This is a genomic window from Paraburkholderia sp., from assembly GCF_047605525.1.
Lineage (GTDB): Bacteria > Pseudomonadota > Gammaproteobacteria > Burkholderiales > Burkholderiaceae > Paraburkholderia.
In genome coordinates this window covers 137,833-157,735 of record NZ_JASGFN010000008.1, presented here as the reverse complement: position 1 = coordinate 157,735, position 19,903 = coordinate 137,833, and the positions used below count along the sequence as shown (strand labels likewise).

Here is a 19,903-nt window from a genome sequence, read left to right as displayed (position 1 = left end):
CGGTAAGCGCGAAAGATCTGACGGCCATTATCGCGGCAGTCCCACTAACCAGAAATTGCCTAATTTGCAAAAAGGCATTACCTTTCGGCATGACTTATAACCTTCAGCAATTGCAGGCGTTCGCGACGATCGTCGAAAGCGGCAGCCTCGGCCGCGCCGCGGAAGCGCTGCACATCACCCAGCCGGCGCTGAGCCGGACCATCCGGCGTCTCGAGGAACAGGTCGGCGCGCCGCTGTTCGAGCGGCACTCGCGCGGCATGCATCTGACCGCGGTCGGCGAGGCGCTGCTGCCGCATGCCATTCTGCTGCAGCGCGAATCCGAACAGGCGCGCGAGGAAATCGACGCGATGCGCGGCCTCGCGCGCGGCACGATCCGCGTGGGCGCGGTGGGCAGCATCGCAAGCCTCGTGTTGCCGCTCGCGGTGAGCGGTGTGCTCGGCAAGTGGCCGAATCTGCGCGTGCAGATCATCGAGGGCGTGTGGGACCGGCTCGCCGATGCACTCGTCAAACGCGAGATCGATCTCGCGCTCAGCATGGCCATCCCCGATACCGACGAAATCACCGCGATTGCCGATTGCCGCTGGGAAGATTCGAGCTACATCGTCGCCGCGCTCGATCATCCGTTGCGCGGCAAGCCCGAGCTCACGCTCGCCGATACGCTCAATGAACGCTGGGCGATTCCGCCGCGCGGCACCGGGCCGTTCGAGCACATGCAGAGCGTGTTCGCCGAGCGCGGGCTGGGGCTGCCGAACATCGTCGTCGAAACGCGCTCGATTACGGCGTTGAAGAGCCTCGTCGCGCGTTCGGGCTTTCTAAGCTGGATGGCGTCGACGATGTACGTGACCGAGAGCAAGGCCGGCGTGTTCGATACGCTCGGCGTGCCGGGCGTGGTCGGGCGGCGTACGCTGACGGCATTCCGGCGGCGGCAAGGCATCTTGCCGAGTCCCGCGGTGAAGCTGCTCGAACAGTTGAGGCAGTTGACCGCTCAGGGGGATGGATCAGGAGATGATGCGAGGTGACGCGGGGTGACGTCGTCGCGCAATCGCCCCGCCGCTTTACTATTGCCGATCGTCGACACCATACTGTCGTACCTGTTCGCATTCCGCTTCCGAGGAGCCGCCGATGACCGCCCAACTGACCCGAGAATTCGCGTCGAAATTCGCCAATCTCGCGCTCGCCCATCTCACGCGCGAATATCCGAACAAGCTCACGCACTCGCTCGCCGGGCCGCAGGACGTGCAGGGCCCGCGCGCATTGCATCCGATCTTTTACGGCAGCTACGACTGGCATTCCTGCGTGCACGGCTACTGGCTGGTCCTGCATCTGCTCGAGCGCTTTCCCGATCTGCCCGAGGCCGCGCGCGTCGTCGCGGTGGTCGACGAACACTTCACCGGCGCGAACGTCGCCGGCGAACTCGCCTATCTGGAGCTGCCGCACAATCGCGGTTTCGAGCGGCCGTACGGCTGGGCGTGGCTGCTCGCGCTCAGCGCGCAACTGGCGTCGCTGAAGATTTCGGAAGCCGCGGTCTGGAACAAAACGTTCGCGCCGCTCACGGATACGTTCGTCGAACGCTTCGAGGAATTTTTGCCGAAGGCGACCTATCCGCTGCGCGTCGGCACACACTTCAACATGGCATTCGCGCTTGCGCTGACGCTCGATTTCGCGCGCCAGACATCGCGCGAATCGCTGGAAGCGCTGATCGTCAGTACCGCGGAGCGCTGGTTTCTGGACGACGTCGCGTGCCAGGCATGGGAGCCGGCCGGCGACGAATTCCTGTCGCCGTCGCTGATGGAAGCGGAGTTGATGCGCCGCGTGCTGCCGTCCGCGCAATTCGCCGACTGGTTCGGCCGGTTCCTGCCGGATCTCGGCGCGAAAAAGCCCGCGACGCTGTTCGAGCCCGTCACCGTGACCGATCGCAGCGACGGCAAGATCGCGCATCTCGATGGCCTGAATCTGAGCCGCGCATGGTGCCAGCGCTCGCTCGCGCGTGCGCTGCCCGCCGGCGACGTGCGCCGCACGGTGCTGTTCGAAGCCGCCGAGCGTCATCTGCAAAGCGCGCTGCCGCACGTGGCCGGCGATTACATGGGTGAGCACTGGCTCGCCACGTTCGCGACGCTCGCGCTCGAAGCCTGAGCGGGCTTGTCCGGCGGGCTGTGTTTTCGGGCGCTTCAATACGAAGCGCCTTTTTCATTCGAGGCACGCCGCCCTTCTCCATTTCCTCGTCGAACTGCGGAATCCCGCACGTGCCCCGTTACCGCCCGCGGCGGTAAAATCGCGCAAGGCGATTACGCCCGATAAAAGGTGCAAGTTTGACTGAGTTTGAGCAGGGTTTCATTTTGACCCGACACTGGCGGGACACCCCCGCCGGCACGGAAGTCGAGTTCTGGCTGGCCACGGACAGCGGGCCGCGCCACATCCGCCTGCGCCCTCAGCCTTGCGTCGCCTTCATTCCCGCCGACCATCGCGAGCGCGCCGAAACGATCCTGCGCCGCGAAACGCAACCCGATCTGCGTCCGCTCGAACTACGCGATTTCCGGCATCGGACGGTCATGGGGCTTTACTGCGCGCAATACCGTCAACTGAAGGGCCTCGAAAAACGCCTGAAAGAAGGCGGCGTCGACGTCTACGAAGCCGATATCCAGCCTCCCGAGCGCTACATGATGGAGCGTTTCATCACCGCGCCGGTATGGTTCAGCGGAGAGCCGCAACAGAACGGTTCTCCAGGTCTATTGGCGAACGGTGAGCTGAAACCCGCCAACGGTTATCGTCCGCCGTTGAAGCTCGTTTCGCTCGACATCGAAACGAGCGCGCATGCCGAGCTTTATTCGATCGCGCTCGAAGGCTGCGGCGAACGGCAGGTCTATATGCTCGGGCCGCCGAATGCCGAAGCGGGCGATCTCGACTTCAGGCTCGAGTACTGCGAAAGCCGCGCGCAACTGCTCGAAAAACTGATCGGGTGGATGGAGCGGCACGATCCCGATGCGATCATCGGCTGGAATCTCGTGCAGTTCGATCTGAAAGTACTGCAACAGCATTCGGAGCAGTATCGCGTGCCGCTGCGCATCGGCCGCGGCGGTGCGGTGATGGAGTGGCGCGAGCATGGTGTCACGCGCAATCACTTCTTCGCGGGCGCGGCGGGCCGCTTGATCATCGACGGCATCGAGGCGCTGCGCTCGGCGACGTGGAGCTTCCCGTCGTTCAGCCTCGAATACGTGTCGCGTTCGGTGCTGGGCGAAGGCAAGGCGATCGACAATCCGTATCAGCGCATGGACGAAATCCAGCGCCGCTTCGACGAAGACAAGCCGGAGCTCGCGCGCTACAACCTGAAGGATTGCGAGCTCGTCACGCGCATCTTCGCGAAGACGGAGCTGCTGCCGTTCCTGCTCGAACGCGCGACCGTGACCGGCCTGCCCGCCGATCGCAGCGGCGGCTCGGTCGCGGCATTCACGCATCTGTACATGCCGCGCATGCATCGGCAAGGCTATGTCGCGCCGAATCTCGGCGACGTGGCCGGTGCCGCGAGCCCCGGCGGCTTCGTGATGGACTCGCGGCCGGGTCTCTACGATTCGGTGCTCGTGCTCGACTACAAGAGCCTTTATCCGTCGATCATCCGGACGTTCCTGATCGATCCGCTGGGTCTCGTCGAAGGTATGCTGCATCCCGACGACGAGCACTCGGTACCGGGCTTTCTCGGCGCGCGCTTCTCGCGCACGCGCCACTGCTTGCCGTCGATCGTCGCGCAGGTCTGGCAGGGACGCGAAGCGGCCAGGCGCGAGCAGAACAAGCCGCTGTCGCAGGCGTTGAAGATCATCATGAATGCGTTCTACGGCGTGCTCGGCTCGACCGGCTGCCGCTTCTTCGACCCGCGTCTCGCGTCGTCGATCACGATGCGCGGCCATGAAATCATGCACACGACGCGTGAGCTGATTCAGGCGCAAGGCTACGAAGTGATCTACGGCGACACCGATTCGACCTTCGTGTGGCTGAAGCACGCGCATAGCGAGGCCGACGCGGCGCGCATCGGCCTCGCGCTGGTCGAGCATATCAACGCGGCGTGGCGCGACAGACTGCGGGCGCGCTTCGGACTCGATAGCGCGCTCGAACTGCAATTCGAGAGGCACTATCGGCGCTTTTTCATGCCGACGGTTCGCGGCACCGAGGAAGGCAGCAAGAAACGCTATGCGGGTCTCATCGTGCTGCCGGACGGCAGCGAGGATGTCGTCTACAAAGGGCTCGAAACCGTGCGCACGGACTGGACGCCGCTCGCGCAGCAGTTCCAGCAGGGTCTATACGCGCGCATTTTCAGGCAACAGCCGTATCAGGACTACGTGCGCGACTATGTGCGCGATACGCTCGCGGGCCGGCTCGACGAGCAGCTCGTGTATCGCAAGCAGTTGCGCCGACCGCTTGGCGCCTACGAACGCAACGTGCCGCCGCACGTGCGCGCGGCACGCGTCGCCGACGAATTCAACCGCCAGCAGGGACGCCCGCTGCAATATCAGAACGGCGGCTGGATCAGTTACGTGATGACGGTGGCCGGCCCCGAGCCGCTCGAAACGCTGCGCTCGGCGATCGACTACGAACACTATCTGACACGGCAATTGCAGCCGGTGGCCGACGCGATTCTGCCTTTGCTGCGCGACGACTTCACGACGCTGATGTCGGGGCAAAGGCAGTTGTTCTGAGCGCGCGCTACTCCGAAATCTTCTCGAGTTCGAGCCCGTTTGTGCGCGGCCCCATCAAACCGATCGCCAGCATCACGATCAGCATCGCGCCCGCGATAAACACGAACACGCCCGTCGTGCCGAAGTAGCGCAATACCGCCGCGATCAGAAAGGCCGTGAAAATCGCTGAAAAACGGCTCCACGAGTAAACGAAGCCGACCGCGCGAGCCCGGATGCTGGTCGGAAACAGTTCGGTTTGGTACGCGTGAAAGCTGTACGAAATGATGTTGCCAGCGAGCGTCAGGCACACGCCGAGGCTCACCAGCAGCACCGCGCCCGACGCCTGGCTGAACCACAACCCGCACACGATATTCACGCCGGCCATCACGACGATCACGGTCTTGCGCTCGAAGCGGTCGCCGATAAAGAGGCCGATCACCGGCCCCAGCGGCGCGGCGAGCGCGATCACGCTCGAATACATCAGGCTTGTCGTGATCGTGACGCCCTGCCTGATCAGCAGCGTCGGCACCCAGTTCGCGAAACCGTAAAAGCCGACGGTCTGGAAGATGTTGAAGATCGTCATCATCAGCGTGCGGCTGCGGTACGGCGGCACCCACATGTCGCGGAAGCTGCCGCGCGGCGCGACCGGCACCGGCGGCGCGGGCGGCGGCAACTCGCGGCCGGATTCACTGCGTACTTTCGCTTCGAGCGCGCTCATCACGCGATCGGCTTCGGCAAGACGCCCTTGCTGCGCGAGCCAGCGCGGACTTTCCGGCAATTCACGGCGAATCCACCAGACGAACAGCGCGCCGTGCGCGCCGATCAGCACGACCCAGCGCCAGCCGTCGAGACCGAACGGCGTGCGCGGCACCAGCAGCCAAGACAGAAACGCGACGACCGGCACCGCCGTGAAGCCGACCGCCTGCTCGCAGGCGAATGCGCGGCCGCGAATCTGCTTCGGCACGAGCTCGGAAATATACGTGCCGATCGTCACCAGCTCGACGCCGATGCCGACGCCCGCGACGAAGCGCCAGAAATTGAGGCCCGTCGCGGTTTCCTGAAACGCCATCACGACGTTGGCCGCGGTGTACCAGAGCAGCGAATACGTGAACACCGCGCGGCGCCCGAAGCGATCCGCGAGAAAACCACACGCGATCGTGCCGATAAACAGGCCGCTGAACAGCGCGGCGATGAAGCTCGCGACGCCGGTCGAGCCGAACAGGCCGTGCGTCGTCGCGGTCAGCATGCCGCTCTTGACGAGACCCGGCGCGATATAGCCGGAATAAAGCAGATCGTAAAGTTCGAAGAAGAAGCCGAGGCTCAGTAGCACGACGAGCTTCCAGATGGAACGCGTGGCGGGTAGCCGGTCGAGACGTGCCGAAATAGTGCCGGCGTCGAGCGGCGTGGTTGTGCCGGCTGCGTGCGTGGCCGCGCTATCAGCCGCTCCGGTGGAATGCGCCGTGTTGCCGCCGCTGCGCGCGACGGACCCCGCCTGGTCGGGGGATGCCATGTTGTCTGTCTCCTTTGTCGACCGGAGTTAGTGCTTTAGCTGGACGGCCGCCTTTACGACACAGCACGCCACTCTCCGCGGCCAGTTCGATGCCGGCCTTGCGTATTGTCGCGCGTCGCGCGCGCGACGATGCTGCAGGCCGGAGTCCGGCCTGCATTCTAGCCGCGCTCGCGCTTCAATTGTTCGAAGGTCGTGATTTTTCCCGCCAATGCACTCGCCGCGACCGTGTACGGACTCGCGAGCCACACGTCGCCCGGCCCCGAACGGCCCGGGAAATTGCGGTTGATCGCGCTGATCGTCACGTCGTTCGCCTCGGCCGACTGCCCAGGCCCGCAGTTCGCGCACGAGCCGCAGCCCGGCATCACGAGCGTCACGCCCGCGCGTTCGAACACCGGCAAATAGCCCTGTTCCTCGCAATACGCGCGCACCGCCATCGTGCCGAACTGCAGATAAAGACGCGTCCCCTCCGGCACGTGCACGCCATGCTCGACGCCCCAGCTCAACACCTCGTGATAGAAATCGAAGTCTTCGCGCTTGCCCGCGGTACACGAGCCGCCGTACGCGATGTCGATCGCGACGTCCTCGTCGAGTTGCGGCGCCGGCATGCCGTTGCCGGGGTCGCCCGGACGCGCGAGCATCGGTTCGATCCCGCTCGCGTCGATGCGGATCGTGTCGCGATAGGTCGCGCCCGCGTCGCTTTTCATCCAGCTTTCAAGTACGAAATCGATCCCGCGCCGCGCCTTCAGAAACGCGACCGTGCGTTCGTCCGGCTCGACGATGCCGGTAAAGCCGCCGAGTTCCGCGACCATGTTGGTCAGCGTCGCGCGTTCGTCGATCGACATCGCGCGCACCGCCGCGCCGCCATATTCGAACACGAGGCCGATCGCGCCGCCGGAGCGGATCGCGTCGAGACTCAGCAGATGGAGGACGACGTCCTTCGCGGTCACGCCGTCGCGCAGGCGGCCGTCGATCTCGATGCGCAGCGTCTGCGGCACCTTGCAGCGCACGTAGCCCGTCACCCAGCTATTGGCGATTTCCGTTGCACCCGCACCGAACGCGAGGCAGCCGAGCGCGCCCGAATGCGGCGTGTGCGAATCGGTGCCGCATGCGACCTGGCCCGGCAACGCATATTGCTCGGCCATCAGCGCATGACAGATGCCCTCGGAACCCGGCAGGCCGTCGAGCGCGCCGTGCGAGCGCACCGGATAGTCGCGCGAGAACGACGTATGGCCTTCCGTCAGATTCGCGACGCCCGGCAGCAGACCGTCACGCACGTGCGGAATGCTTTGCGGCGCGAGCACCAGATGATCCTGGAACGCGATGATGTGGTCCGGCGCAAAGAGCGGCGCGGGCTTGCCGAACGCGCGATGCATCAGATGCGCGCACATGCCGGTGAAATAGTCGTGGCTGAAGCGCCAGTCGGCGGCGATGAACACGCCGTCGCCGCGCTGTGCGCTCGCGGTGCCCGGATGCAGATGGCGCTCGATGATCTTCTCGACCAGCGTTTTCGGTTCGGCATCCGCGGCATCGGTTGCGGCCGCGCTATCGCGCTCGCGCGGCGCGGGCCAGTCCGCGAATTTGCTGTACGCAAGCAGGCCGCCGCTGCGGATGATCTGCTGCGTGAGCGCGTCGCGGCCTTTGAGGAATTCGTCGATCGGCACCGCCTCGCCCGCGAGCAGACGATCGAGCACGGAAAAATCCGTGGTGGTCAGAATGCCGATGTTGTCGCAATTCTGCTGGTAGATCCGCTCGAAGCTCTCGGCGACGATCAGCCGGATGCCCGCCGACAGCTCCGCGAGCGGACTCGATTCGCGCGACGACCCCTTGCCGTAGCGCCTGCCCGCCACCGTCACCCGGAAGCCACCGTCCTTCACCGCATTACGGCCGATCGGCAGACGCTCTCCCGCCTTGAAGCCGACGTACGGGTACTGGCTGAGGCGCTCGTCATACGTGAGCATCACGGTCACCGGCGTGATCTCGTCCGTCGATACGTTGTCGCGCAGCGGCCCCGCCGTCGCGCGCGTGAAATTTTCGCCGGCCAGTTGCGCGTCGATCACCGCCGGGTCCTGCGACAGGTACAGCACGCGGCCGTCCAGACGAATCGTATCGTTCATCGATGCATTCTCCTTGCGCTCACTATACGGCGCGCACGGCCAATGCCGAAGTGCCGGTCGGGCAATGCTGCCGTCTCGTTTCGCGAATGCTCGATGTTGCGCCGCGGCGTGGATACCGGTTGCGGCTTTTTACGCGCTTTTAAGCGGGTCGTTTCACGGCTGGTTGCCGAGAAACGCGACGAGTGCCGCCGCGCTCGCGCTCAACTGCTCGCGCGCGTTGAAGATCATGATGAGGTGACGTCCGGCCCATGCGTCGCCGAGCGACAGCAAGCGCACGTCGAGCGTATTCACATACAGCAGCCCGACCTGCTCGGGCACGATCGCGATGCCGAGCCCCGCATGCACCATCCGGCACAGCGCGTCGAGACTGCTCACGCGAATCCGCACGTCGAGCGGCCGCCCCGCGCTCGCCGCCTGTTGCGTGAGCAGACGTGTCAGCGCGCTTTCGCTGCGCAGCCCGACAAAGCTGTCGTCAAGCAGATCGTCGAATGCGACGCGCGTCGCGCCCGCGAGCCGATGACCACCCGGCACGAGCACCGCGAGCCGGTCCTGCCGGTACGGCACCTGCTCGAAGGCCTCGCTGCCGGCGACCGGATTGCAGATGCCGAAGTCCGCGCCGTGTTCGTCGACGATGCGCAGTACGTCCGCGCTATTTTCTTCTTCGAGTTCGATCGACACGTCCGGAAACGCGCGGCCGAACGCGGCCACGTCTTCGGGAAGAAACTGCACGATCGACGACAGATTCGCGACCACCCGCACGCGCCCTTTCGCGCCCGACGAGAAGCGCGACAGCTCCGCGCTCATCTGCTCGATGTTGCCGATGATCGCGAGCGCGTAACGCAGCACGGTTTCGCCGACCGGCGTCACGGTAATGCCGCGCGATTGGCGTTGAATGACCGGCAGACCGATCATCGCCTCGATCTCGGCGATGCGCCGGCTCACCGCCGACGACGCGATGAACTCGCGCTCCGCCGCCCGCGCGATATTGCGCTCCTGACAGACGGCGACGAACAGGCGCAGTGAGGTGAGGTCGAGTTTCTTGAGCAGGTTTTCCATCGGACGTGGCGCGTATTTCGCGGATCGCGGGGAATGGCTGGAAGCGCGGTCTTTATCCTCTCATGGAGTGCGGTGTCGCGCCATGGCCTTTACGGCGCGCCACTACAGCGCGTCGTGAAAGATGATACCGACCGTATGCCGATGCCCGGAGCGCAAGCGGCTCACGCCGTGCCGCAGATTCACGCGATACGGCCCCCGCGTGCCCTGCACCGGCCGGCTGTTCACGGTAAATACGACCGCATCCCCCTTCGCGAGCGGCACGACTTCGGCGCGCGACTGCATGCGCGGACGCTGCTCGGTCATCACGAACTCGCCGCCCGTGAAATCGCGCCCCGGCTCCGACAGCAGTATCGCGACCTGGATCGGAAACACGTGCTCGCCGTACAGGTCCTGATGCAGGCAGTTGTAATCGCCCTCGCCGTATTGCAGGATCAGCGGCGTCGGGCGAACCTGGCCCGCGTCATGGCAGCGTCGAATGAAATCCGCGTGTTTCTCCGGATAACGCACGTCGATGCCCATTGCGCGGTTCCAGCGGTTCGCGACCGGCACGAGACGCGGATAGATTGCGCCGCGCAATTCGCCGATGATCGGCGGCAGCGGATAGGCGAAGTACTTGTATTCGCCGCGGCCAAAGCCGTGGCGCGTCATCACGATGCGGCTGCGATACAGATCGTTGCGCGGATAAAGCGCCGCAAGCACGTCGCACTCGCGCGGGCCGATCAGTTGCGGCACGGCCGCACAGCCGTACTGATCGAGATCGTGTTCGACCTGACGCCAGTCGAGCGCATCGACGCGCCGGTCGATCGTTTGTATCTGCGCGCGAGCGATCTCGGGAAGCGCCGTTTCGGGTGAGTTCATCGTCGGTTGGCTGGCGGCCGGGTTCGCCGGCCGTGCAGTGAAAGTGGTTCGATAGCGTGAGTGTACGAGCGCGGCCGCACCGGAACACTCCGGGTCTTGCTGTCAAATTCGGCGCGCTGCACGCGCGGACGATTCACGCTACGCTGTCGATACTCGTTGCAGCGGCATCCAGTCGGCGCAACAGCCCGCTACCCCCGTAAGGACAGTCATGAAACAACAGCTCACGATCGATTTCGTCTCCGACATCGCCTGCCCGTGGTGCGCGATCGGTCTTTCGTCGCTTCAGCTTGCGCTCGAACGCCTTCACGATACCGTCGACGCGCGAATCGTCGTCCATCCGTTCGAATTGAATCCGGAGATGGGACCGGACGGCGAAGACATCGTCGAATATCTCGGCAAGAAATACGGCCGCACACCGGCGCAGATCGCCGAAACGCAGGCGATGATCCGCGAACGCGGCGCGAGCGTCGGCTTCAATTTCGGTCCGCGCACGCGCACCTATAACACGTTCGATGCGCATCGCCTGCTGCACTGGGCCGGTATCAAGGGCAAACAGTTGCCGCTCAAGCTCGCGCTGCTGCGCGCCTATCATGCCGACGGCAAGAACCCGGGCAACCATGACGTGCTGGTCGAAGCGGCGCAATCCGTCGGGCTCGACGCCGAGGAAGCGCGCGAAGTGCTGACGAGCGGCGCGTATACCAACGAGGTTCGCGAGGCGGAGAAGAACAATCAGCAAATGGGTATTCATTCGGTGCCGTCCATTATCTTCAACCATCGATACCTGGTGACGGGCGGCCAGCCGGTCGAGCAATTCGTGCAGGCGATCGAGGAGATCGTCGCGAAGGGGCCCGCGTAACAGGCGACGGTCTTTCTATCGCCTGGGTCGTGCCATCGCAAACCGGGTCCGTTTCGCATGCTCTTTCAACGAAAACCGTGACGATTTGCCGTTGAATTCCGGCTAGCATCGACCCGGCATGCAGGATCGGCCATCCGAAATGCTTCGACACGCATCGAAGTATGCGGCCGCCGGATTCGGCTACGCTGTGAACAGGATGCTCAGGAGACGGACATGGACGTTCAACCGGGAGTCGCCACCACGGCGTTCCTGATCGCCGACGCAGCCCGCGCGGCAATGCTGATGGCCCTCGCGGATGGCCGCGCGTTGCCCGCCGGCGAGCTGGCCTACGCGGCCGGCGTGACGGCCCAGACCGCGAGCAGCCACCTCGCGAAGTTGCTGGACGGCGGCCTTCTCTCTGTCGAAAAGGAAGGACGTCACCGCTACTACCGGCTCGCGGATGCGCAGGTGGCGGCGCTGCTCGAGAACCTGGCGACGGTTGCCGCGCGAACGCCCGTGCGCCGCAAACCGTATGGCCGCGATGCGCGGAAACTGCGCCTCGCGCGATGCTGTTACGACCATCTGGCCGGTCAGGTCGGCGTCGCGATCACGCAGCAACTGATGGAGCGCGGCTTTCTCGCCGCCGGAAACGACAAGCGCTTCGAGGTGACACGAGCCGGCATGCAGTGGTTCGGCGATCTCGGCATCGACGTCGCGACGCTGCGGCCGGGCAAGCACGGAATCGCCCGACAGTGCCTCGACTGGACAGAGCGGCAGCACCATCTTGCCGGCCCGCTGGGTGCGAAGTTCATGTCGACGCTGTGCGATAACGGCTGGTTGCTACGCTCGCCTTCGTCGCGCGCGATGCAGGTTACGCCGCGCGGATGGGCGCAGTTGTACGAGACCCTGGGGGTCACGATGAGTTTGACCGACGACGCGTAACTGGACCTGCGTTACAGATAACTGCAAACGTAATCGAGCGTTTCAATCACGTCGATATCGAAGCGGCTCTTGCCCGGCACCGAAAACGATTCGCCCGCGCCGTAGGTTTTCCATTCGTCGCTGCCGTCGAGGCGAATGCGACACTTGCCTGCCTGCACTTCCATGAGTTCCGCTGCGTCGGTGCCGAAGTTAAGCGTGCCGGGCAGGATCACGCCGAGCGTCTTGCGCGTGCCGTCGGCGAAAAGGACGGTGTGCGACACGCACTTGCCGTCGAAGTAGACGTTGGCTCGTTTGACAACGGAAACCTGGTCGAATTGCGTTGCAGCCGTCATGGCGGTCTTCCTCTGGATCATCGTGAATGGATGCGTCGGCGCCGGGCAGGCGCGAGCCCGTCATCATACATGGCTATCGGGCACGAAATCGCGGGCTGCGTGCGCGACAGAAAATTCCTTGTCGGTGCGCTGTGGCTATCATGCGGTCTTGTTGCCGACGGCTGCTTCACTTTCGCGCGAATCGACTGGAACGGCACGCCCCGCAGCGCAGAAGAGGTTCATGCAATGTCGCTGGCGAATCTGCGCGCGGAATACTGCACCGTCGTTACCGCGGATGCGCTGCTGACGGAAGGCAGTTAGCGTCTTTGTTGCGTGACGCGCTAATGCCGGCGTTCGAAGAAAGTAGCGCAACCCACTCAGGAGAAAGAGTGAAAGTACACAGCGCGAGCAGAACAATCATCGCGATCGCGGTAGCAATCGTTGCGATTTGCACGACGCCATACGCCGATGCGCAACCCAGCAGCGCTATGCCGGGTGATACGTCCACGCAGGGCCAGCCGGTCGCATCGTCGGCTGCCCGCAACCGGCCGGACAGCGAACTGATACGTGACGTGCGCCGCACGCTCACGCGTACACCGGGGCTGCATGCTTCAGGAATTCATGTACAGGCGCGCCATGGCGTGGTGACGTTGACCGGTTGGGTACCCCAACGCGCGCAAGTGCATCGTGCCGGAAATGCGGCGAGATCGGTACGGGGAGTCCGGTCCGTGTCGAACCGGCTGACGGTGAGAACGAGACGAGCCGGCGGGCGATAAGGCAATGCGCGACTAAACGTAGGCCGTATTGCCGCCATTGCAGAAAGATGTGCAAAGTACCCGGCCCGGCGCGAATTCGCCGGGCCGGTCCAGATAGATCGACTGCCTGATGAACATGCGCCAGATCCACCGCGGCGGTGGCCGTCGCAATCGAATACCGGGATCTTCTTCTATTTAAACGGCCTCGGGCACCTTGCGCGTCTTCAGAAACGCTTCGAGCGTTTCGCCGCGCATGCTCGCGTACATGCCGAGGTTCGTGATCTTCACGACACGCGCGAACTTCTCGAGTACGAAGAAGCACACGCCGTAGCGAACCAGACCGATCCAGTCCGTGTTGTCGACCAGCGTGCGTTCTTCCTGCGTGAGCTTCGCGGCATCGTAAGCGGCCGTGCGGTTTTCGAGCCACAGCGCGCGCGCCGGCGCTTCGCGCATCTGCCAGAAAAAGCGGTTCAGCCGCATCGCCTTTATGCTCTGGCGAATATCGAACGGATAGGTGCCCGTCAGTTCCTCGATGCCAACCAGTTGCGGATTCATTGCGCCACCTCGTCTTCGTAGATCGTCACCGCCATCGCCGTGCTGGTCGCGAGATAGTAGTTGCGATGCAGTTCACGAATCTTTTCTCCGAGCGCACCGCGCATCGCCAGCCACATGATCGTTTCGACGCTTTCCGCGCCGCCGAGGCGCACGTAGTCGACGTGCTTCATCGCGGCCAGGCGCCTCGGGTCACGGACGATCAGATCGAGGAACTCCATGTCCCATTCGGTGTTGTTAAAGCCGCTGCGCTCGCCATGCACCTGATGAGACAGCCCACCCGTCCCGACCACCACGACCTTCAGATCCTGGTCGAACGATTCGATCGCGCGGCGCAGCGCCTGGCCGAGCCGGTAGCAGCGATTCGCGGTGGGCAGCGGATATTGCAGCACGTTGACCTCGAGCGGCACGAGCGCCAGCGGCCAACCGCCCTGATGCGGCAGCATCAGCGAGAGCGGCGAATTGCAGCCGTGATCGAGCGGGCGGTCCTGGAAGATCGTCATGTCGAACTCGTCGGCGACCAGTTGCTCGGCGATATGAATCGCGAGATCAGGATGTCCGGCGATGTCCGGCAGCGGACGCTTGCCCGCGCCCTCATCGGCGAACTCGTGATTCGCCGACACGCCCAGCGCGAACGTCGGATAGCAATCGAAGAAGAAGCTGTTGGCGTGATCGTTGTAGAACATCACCATCACGTCGGGTTTGCGATCCGCGAGCCATTGAGCCACCGGCTCATAGCCTTTGAAAAGCGGCGCCCACGCGGGTTCGTTCTGCTTGCCCTTGTCGTACGCCAGGCCGATAGTGGGTACGTGCGATGTGCCGATACCGCCAATGATCCTTGCCATATTCGTTCTCTTCCGTCACTTCGTGCCGCGAGTCAATCGTGTATCGATCACACGTCGATCGCTCGTCAATCGGATAGGTCTGTGTCTTCGCGCCGGTAGCCGACCCAACCGCGTTGGGATACAAAGATAGGAATTGTGCCGTCATACCGGAAGTACGTGCAAACCCTATATCAGGCAGGGTAATCGGCCAAAACCAGCGTAAATTGGCCGTAGTCCAGCAGACGTGTGTCGCCGCAAGCCACGCTACGCATGGCGTCGTCGGTATCCCAAGCCCATGCGGCGTACTTCGCGCCGTGCTGTCCTGTTTCAGCAATCGATAAATAAAACAGATGGCCCGTAAAACAACTCGCAACGCACTTTTTAACGCTTGGTGCAGCGTTGCGCGCGTGGCTATACTTCGGTGCTTCCGACGAGTTAGACGACGATGAACGAGACGACCCAGCAAGCGATTGTCCAGACGTTACGCGAGAAGATTCTCTCGGGTGAACTCTCGCCCGGTCAACGCCTCGTCGAAGCGCAGCTCGCGCAATGGCTCGGCATCTCGCGCACGCCGCTGCGTTATGCGCTGAGCGTGCTGTCCTCGGAAGGCCTGCTCGATCGTTCGGGGTCGCGCGGTTACGTCGTGCGCCGCTTCGGCGTGCGCGACGTGCTCGACGCCATTGACGTACGCGGCGTGCTCGAAGGGCTCGCCGCGCGCTCGGTCGCGGAAAGCGGCGTGAACGCCGCGCTCGCCGCGGCGCTCGACGACTGTCTGCGCGAAGGCGACGACATCTTCGATCAGGGACAACTGAAGCAGGGGGACGACCTGCGCTATGCGCGGATGAACGGCCGCCTCCATGCGCTGATCGTCGACGCGGCGCAAAACAAGGCGGTAGCCGCCGCGCTGAGTCTGAACGGCAAGGTCCCGTTCGTGTCGCCGTTCACGATCGCTTTCGACGAATCCGCGCGAGAGCGCCAGTTCATGATGCTGATGTACGCGCATCGCCAGCACCATGCAATCGTCGACGCGCTGAAAAAAGGCGAAGGCGCGCGCGTGGATGCGTTGATGAGGGAACACACGCATATTTCGAAGGAAAGCCTGAACCTGTCATTGCCGGCGTTACATCTGATTGCGGGCGCGGCATGAAGAACGACACGACGATCGTCGGGAACAACCTGACGCCGGCCAAAGCACCGCTGCCGGGAAGCAGCAAGGACCTGCTCAATCTCGCGCAGTTACGCGCGTTCAGACTCGTCGCCGACATGGGTAGCGCAACGCGCGCGGCGGCTGCGTTGTTTCGCGCACAGTCGGCGGTGACACGCTCCGTGCAGGAACTCGAATCGGCGCTCGGCGAACCGCTGTTCGACCGGGGTCCGTCGGGCATGCTGCCGACGCCGGTCGGCCGCGCGGTGCTGCATCGTTGCGAGCGCATCTTTGCCGAACTCGAAGAACTCGCGCAATGGTGCACCGCGCGGCAGACGCGCCGCCGACCCGCCGCGGAAGGCGCGCTGCCCGCCTATCTGCTCAACACACGGCGGCTGCAACTGTTCGCGGCGCTCGCACGGCATCGGCACATGCCGAGTGCCGCGAAGACGTTCGGCATCAGTCAGCCCGCGGTCAGTACCGCGATTCGCGTACTCGAAAGCGGTTCGGGCCTGAGTCTTTTTCATCGCAGCCCACGCGGCATTCTGCTCACGACCGAAGGCGAAACGTTTCTGCTGCACGTGCGCCGCGCGCTGAACGAACTGCGCCACGTGCCCGACGATATCGCCGCGTTGCACGGCAAGATTCAGGGCTCCGTGACGGTCGGCGCACTGCCGCTCGGACGCACGCTGATCCTGCCCAGGGCGATCGCGCGCATGACATCGGAAAATCCCGGCGTGCGCGTCGTTACCGATGAAAGCTCGTACGAGACGCTGGTGGCCGGTCTGCGCGCGGGCGACATCGACTTTATTCTCGGCGCGCTGCGCGACAACGACGCGACGAGCGGCCTGAAAAACGAGCGGTTGATGTCGGAAGACATGGTGGTGCTAGTGCGGCGCGATCATCCGCTTGCGCAGGCCCGCAACCTGACGATCATGGGACTGCGCGACGCGCAGTGGATCCTGCCGCGCAGCAACGCGCCGGCGCGCGCGCTGTTCGAGACGCAATTCAGGCGGATGAAAGTCAAGCCGCCGCTGCCGACAGTCGAAACCGCCGACCTCGCGGTGATTCGCGGACTGCTGCTCGGCACCGACATGGCCGCGGCGTTATCCGCGCAGCAGTTGCACCATGAGATTCAATCCGGGCAACTGGTGGTGCTCGACGTGCCGCTGCATAACACCCGGCGCGACATCGGCCTGACCTTGCGCGCGGCGGGCACGCCGTCCCCGGCCGCGCGCGCGTTGATCGATGCGATTCGCCTGTCGGTGGTCGACGTGACGCGCACGGTCAGCATCGGCACCGCCAGAGCGCCGGGCGGCACGGGCGCGATCACGTAACACGGCCTCACCCACGTCCGAGCAGGAAAAAGATCGCGCGGCAGTGCTAGAATCGCCGCGTTCATCCTCCGATCATCATGACTCCACGCGCCCGCAACCGCATGACCGCATGGCTTGGCCTCGTCGCCATGTGGCTTGTCGTGTTCGCGCCGCTCGTGAGTCAACTGCTCGCGTCGAACCGCGCGAACGAGCCGATCGCCGCACTGTGTTCGGTGCTGCATCCTTCGGGCGCGAGCGGTGCGGGCAACTCGGGCGTCGTCGCCCAGACCAACCCCGCGCCCGTGCATCTGAGCCACGACGATGCATTCGGCGCCTGCGGCTACTGTCATCTGCTCGAGCATCACGTCGCGATGCCGACCGTCGCCGCCATCGAACCTCCGACCGCGCTGCTGCTTGCCGGCACCGCGCCGCCCACGCTGTCCACCCGCTTCACACCGCTTGGCGCGTTCCCGTCGGGACGTCCCCGAGCCCCGCCTGTCGTTTCCTGATCGCTGCCGGTTCTGATCGCGCCTTCGTCGCCTCCGTCGACGACGCGCGGTCGTCTGTTCAATGCATCGAGGAAACGCTCATGTTCAACTTCGCCCTGCGAAGGCTGCCCCTTCGCGGCCGCCGTGGCGCTGCTTTGCCGGTTCGTCGCGCGGCTTATCACATCACATGTCGTGCCGCCCGCTGGCACGCGCTCGTCCCGACCCTCGTCCCCGCACTCGTGCCGGCCTTCGTCGCGACGCCCGCGCAGGCGGACAGCGCGAACGCCGACGCGACGCTGCCCACGGTCAGCGTCAACGCAACGGCAAGCGCCGCGCCGCGCGCCGTCGATCCGAATCTGCCCGACTCCGTCGAAACCGTCACGCGCGACCAGTTTTCGAACTGGAACGTCGTCAACACCGAAGACGTGCTGAAGTACATGCCGAATCTCGCGGTACGCAAGCGCTTTATCGGCGATCTGAATTCGATCATTGCGGTACGCGGCACGAGCAACACGCAAAGCGCGCGCGGCCTCGTCTATGCGGACGGCTTGATGCTGAGCAATCTGCTCGGCAACAGCTATTCGTTTCCGCCGCGCTGGTCGATGGTATTTCCCGACGAAATCCAGCAGGTCGACGTGATCTACGGGCCGTTTTCCGCGCTCTATCCGGGCAATTCGCTCGGCGCGACGGTGCTCATCAGCACGCGCATGCCGAAACGGTTCGAGGCCGATGCGGATGTGAAGGCATTCACGCAGCACTTCAGTCTGTTCGGCGTGAACCGGAATTTCAACGGCAGCGAAGCGAGCGCGTCGATTGGCGACCGCATTGGCAAGTTCTCATATCTGCTCGGCGTCAATCATCTCGAGAACACGAGCCAGCCATTGCAATTCGCGACGCTCGCGCAATCGGGCACGCCCGCGAAGCCCGGCGATACGCCGGTCACCGGCGCGTACTTCTACAACAACCAGACCAATACGCCGACGGCCGTACTCGGCGTGAACGGCGAAGGCATCGAGCACACGGTACAGGACCAGTTCAAGCTGAAGATGCAGTACGACTTCACGCCGACGTTGCAAGGCGGCTTCACGCTCGGCTACTGGCATCAGACATACGACAGCCAGACGTCGACTTTCCTGCGCGACGCAAACGGCAATCCGGTGTACAGCGGCAATGTGTCGATCGACGGCTACCACTACGCGATTCCCGCGGCCGCGTTTGCGCCGAGCCTCGGTCACAGCGAAAACTGGCTCTACGCCCTGTCGCTGAAAACGCGCAATGCCAGCGGCTGGAATGGCGAAGCGATCGCGTCGTATTACGACATCGGCAACAGCGTGGCGCGCACCGCGAATGCCGGCGGTCCGGGCAACGGGCCCGGCACCGTGCTGTTCGGCGACGGCACCGGCTGGAAAACGCTGGATCTGCGCGGCACGTATACGCCGGCTGTCAATCAGGCCGGGCTCGGCAATCACGCGCTGAGCTTCGGCTATCACTACGACAACTACTTTCTCGACAACCAGAGCTACAACACGTTGAACTGGCGCGACGGCGACGCGACGTCGTTTGCCAATGCATTCACCGGCAAGACGCAAACGCAAGCGCTCTATGCGCAGGACGCATGGCGTTTTCTGCCGCGCTGGAAGTTCGTCTACGGCGTGCGTTATGAAGACTGGCAAGCCTATGACGGCGCGCAATCGCTGCCCGGCAAGACCATTCCGTACAGCGATGCAAGCCAGGGCCACTTCTCGCCGAAAGCGTCGCTGTCGTTCGACGTCAGCGACGATCTGACCTTGCGTGCCTCCATTGGCCGCGCCTATCGCTTTCCGACGGTGAGCGAACTGTTCCAGGGGCAAATCAACGGTTCCGCGCTCGTCAACAACAATCCGAATCTCCAGCCCGAAGACGATCTTTCGAAAGAACTCAGCGCCGAATGGGCGCACTGGAACGGCGTATTCCGCTTCTCGCTGTTTCAGGACGACGTCAAAAACACGATCTTCAGTCAGACCGACACGACCGTGATTCCGAACGTGACGAATTTCCAGAACATCGGCAAGGTCCGCTCGCGTGGCGTCGAAACGAGTTATTCCGGTGAAGACGTGCTGGTGCGCGGTCTCGATCTGCTTGCGAGCGTCGCTTATACGCAATCGAAGATCATCGAAAATGCGCAGAACCCGGCCACTGTCGGCAAGTACTTTTACCGTATTCCGCTATGGCGCGCGGATCTGGCCGCGACCTGGCACTTCGACGCCCGCTCGGCGCTGACGCTCGCCGCGCGCTACTCGGGACGCCAGTACAACACGCTCACCAATACCGACACGAATCCGAACGTATTCGGCGGCACCAGTACCTACACGGTGGCCGATGCGAAGTTCACGTTCAAGCCGACGAAGCTCAGTGAAATCGGCGTGGGCGTCGACAACCTGTTCGACGCGCGCTACTTCGTTTATCACCCGTATCCGGGCCGCACTTTCTACGTGGAAGCGAAGCTTCGCATTTGAGCGACACCCGGGCGCAATACGCGCCGCTTCCCGCATCCC

The 19,903-nt window shown here is 63.9% G+C and carries 18 protein-coding genes; 11 read left to right on the top strand and 7 right to left on the bottom strand.

Translation table 11 applies throughout. The annotated features are described in order from the left end of the window. Nucleotides 1–89 precede the first annotated feature (89 nt). The 3 genes from QM685_RS13940 to QM685_RS13930 all read left to right on the top strand — a co-directional run bounded on the left by QM685_RS13940 (nt 90) and on the right by QM685_RS13930 (nt 4,685). A complete protein-coding gene (locus QM685_RS13940; RefSeq protein ID WP_415116803.1) occupies nt 90–1,019 on the top strand; it encodes a LysR family transcriptional regulator in 930 nt (309 codons plus the stop codon). A gap of 103 nt (nt 1,020–1,122) precedes the next feature. Then, on the top strand, nt 1,123–2,133 hold the full coding sequence (locus QM685_RS13935) for a DUF2891 domain-containing protein (protein WP_415116801.1): 1,011 nt from the start codon (nt 1,123–1,125) through the stop codon (nt 2,131–2,133). Nucleotides 2,134–2,309: 176 nt separating this feature from the next. Then, the gene (locus QM685_RS13930) at nt 2,310–4,685 is read left to right on the top strand and encodes a DNA polymerase II (protein ID WP_415116799.1); all 2,376 of its coding nucleotides are present in this window, start codon (nt 2,310–2,312) and stop codon (nt 4,683–4,685) included. 7 nt (nt 4,686–4,692) lie between these two features. Here QM685_RS13930 and QM685_RS13925 read toward each other — a convergent pair whose 3' ends face one another. The 4 genes from QM685_RS13925 to QM685_RS13910 form a co-directional block, all read right to left on the bottom strand. Next, the gene (locus QM685_RS13925; RefSeq protein ID WP_415116798.1) at nt 4,693–6,174 is read right to left on the bottom strand and encodes an MFS transporter; all 1,482 of its coding nucleotides are present in this window, start codon (nt 6,172–6,174) and stop codon (nt 4,693–4,695) included. A 158-nt stretch (nt 6,175–6,332) separates the two neighbouring features. Continuing rightward, the gene (locus QM685_RS13920; RefSeq protein ID WP_415116796.1) at nt 6,333–8,288 is read right to left on the bottom strand and encodes an aconitase family protein; all 1,956 of its coding nucleotides are present in this window, start codon (nt 8,286–8,288) and stop codon (nt 6,333–6,335) included. 153 nt (nt 8,289–8,441) lie between these two features. Then, a complete protein-coding gene (locus tag QM685_RS13915) occupies nt 8,442–9,344 on the bottom strand; it encodes a LysR family transcriptional regulator (RefSeq protein ID WP_415116794.1) in 903 nt (300 codons plus the stop codon). A gap of 102 nt (nt 9,345–9,446) precedes the next feature. Continuing rightward, nucleotides 9,447–10,202 carry a 2OG-Fe(II) oxygenase gene (locus QM685_RS13910; protein WP_415116792.1) on the bottom strand — a complete coding sequence of 252 codons (756 nt, stop codon included), beginning with the start codon at nt 10,200–10,202 and terminating at the stop codon, nt 9,447–9,449. Between the two features lie 208 nt (nt 10,203–10,410). Between QM685_RS13910 and QM685_RS13905 the strand changes: the two genes are divergently transcribed. Beyond that, nucleotides 10,411–11,058 (top strand): DsbA family oxidoreductase, encoded by a 648-nt coding sequence (locus tag QM685_RS13905; RefSeq protein WP_415116790.1) that lies wholly within the window; start codon nt 10,411–10,413, stop codon nt 11,056–11,058. Between the two features lie 213 nt (nt 11,059–11,271). After that, on the top strand, nt 11,272–11,979 hold the full coding sequence (locus tag QM685_RS13900; protein ID WP_415116788.1) for an ArsR/SmtB family transcription factor: 708 nt from the start codon (nt 11,272–11,274) through the stop codon (nt 11,977–11,979). Nucleotides 11,980–11,990: 11 nt separating this feature from the next. Here the strand turns inward: QM685_RS13900 and QM685_RS13895 are convergent, their stop codons facing one another. Further along, on the bottom strand, nt 11,991–12,311 hold the full coding sequence (locus QM685_RS13895; RefSeq protein ID WP_415116786.1) for a pyrimidine/purine nucleoside phosphorylase: 321 nt from the start codon (nt 12,309–12,311) through the stop codon (nt 11,991–11,993). Nucleotides 12,312–12,410: 99 nt separating this feature from the next. On the opposite strand from QM685_RS13895, the gene QM685_RS13890 reads away from it, so the two are divergent. Next, on the top strand, nt 12,411–12,611 hold the full coding sequence (locus tag QM685_RS13890) for a hypothetical protein (protein WP_415116784.1): 201 nt from the start codon (nt 12,411–12,413) through the stop codon (nt 12,609–12,611). A gap of 23 nt (nt 12,612–12,634) precedes the next feature. Beyond that, on the top strand, nt 12,635–13,066 hold the full coding sequence (locus QM685_RS13885; RefSeq protein ID WP_415116782.1) for a BON domain-containing protein: 432 nt from the start codon (nt 12,635–12,637) through the stop codon (nt 13,064–13,066). 174 nt (nt 13,067–13,240) lie between these two features. Here the strand turns inward: QM685_RS13885 and QM685_RS13880 are convergent, their stop codons facing one another. Continuing rightward, nucleotides 13,241–13,600, bottom strand: a complete 360-nt coding sequence (locus tag QM685_RS13880) for a protocatechuate 3,4-dioxygenase (RefSeq protein ID WP_415116780.1) — start codon at nt 13,598–13,600, stop codon at nt 13,241–13,243. Next, nucleotides 13,597–14,442, bottom strand: coding sequence for a gallate dioxygenase (locus QM685_RS13875; protein WP_415116778.1), 846 nt, complete (start codon nt 14,440–14,442; stop codon nt 13,597–13,599). The genes QM685_RS13880 and QM685_RS13875 overlap by 4 nt, the downstream gene beginning before the upstream one ends. 424 nt (nt 14,443–14,866) lie before the next feature. Between QM685_RS13875 and QM685_RS13870 the strand changes: the two genes are divergently transcribed. The 4 genes from QM685_RS13870 to QM685_RS13855 all read left to right on the top strand — a co-directional run bounded on the left by QM685_RS13870 (nt 14,867) and on the right by QM685_RS13855 (nt 19,864). Further along, a complete protein-coding gene (locus QM685_RS13870) occupies nt 14,867–15,568 on the top strand; it encodes a GntR family transcriptional regulator (RefSeq protein WP_415116777.1) in 702 nt (233 codons plus the stop codon). Further along, nucleotides 15,565–16,902, top strand: coding sequence for a LysR family transcriptional regulator (locus tag QM685_RS13865; RefSeq protein WP_415116776.1), 1,338 nt, complete (start codon nt 15,565–15,567; stop codon nt 16,900–16,902). Before QM685_RS13870 ends, QM685_RS13865 begins: the two co-directional genes overlap by 4 nt. A gap of 77 nt (nt 16,903–16,979) precedes the next feature. Then, nucleotides 16,980–17,390 carry a DUF2946 domain-containing protein gene (locus QM685_RS13860; protein ID WP_415116774.1) on the top strand — a complete coding sequence of 137 codons (411 nt, stop codon included), beginning with the start codon at nt 16,980–16,982 and terminating at the stop codon, nt 17,388–17,390. 80 nt (nt 17,391–17,470) lie between these two features. Continuing rightward, nucleotides 17,471–19,864 (top strand): TonB-dependent receptor, encoded by a 2,394-nt coding sequence (locus QM685_RS13855; protein ID WP_415116772.1) that lies wholly within the window; start codon nt 17,471–17,473, stop codon nt 19,862–19,864. Nucleotides 19,865–19,903 lie beyond the last annotated feature (39 nt).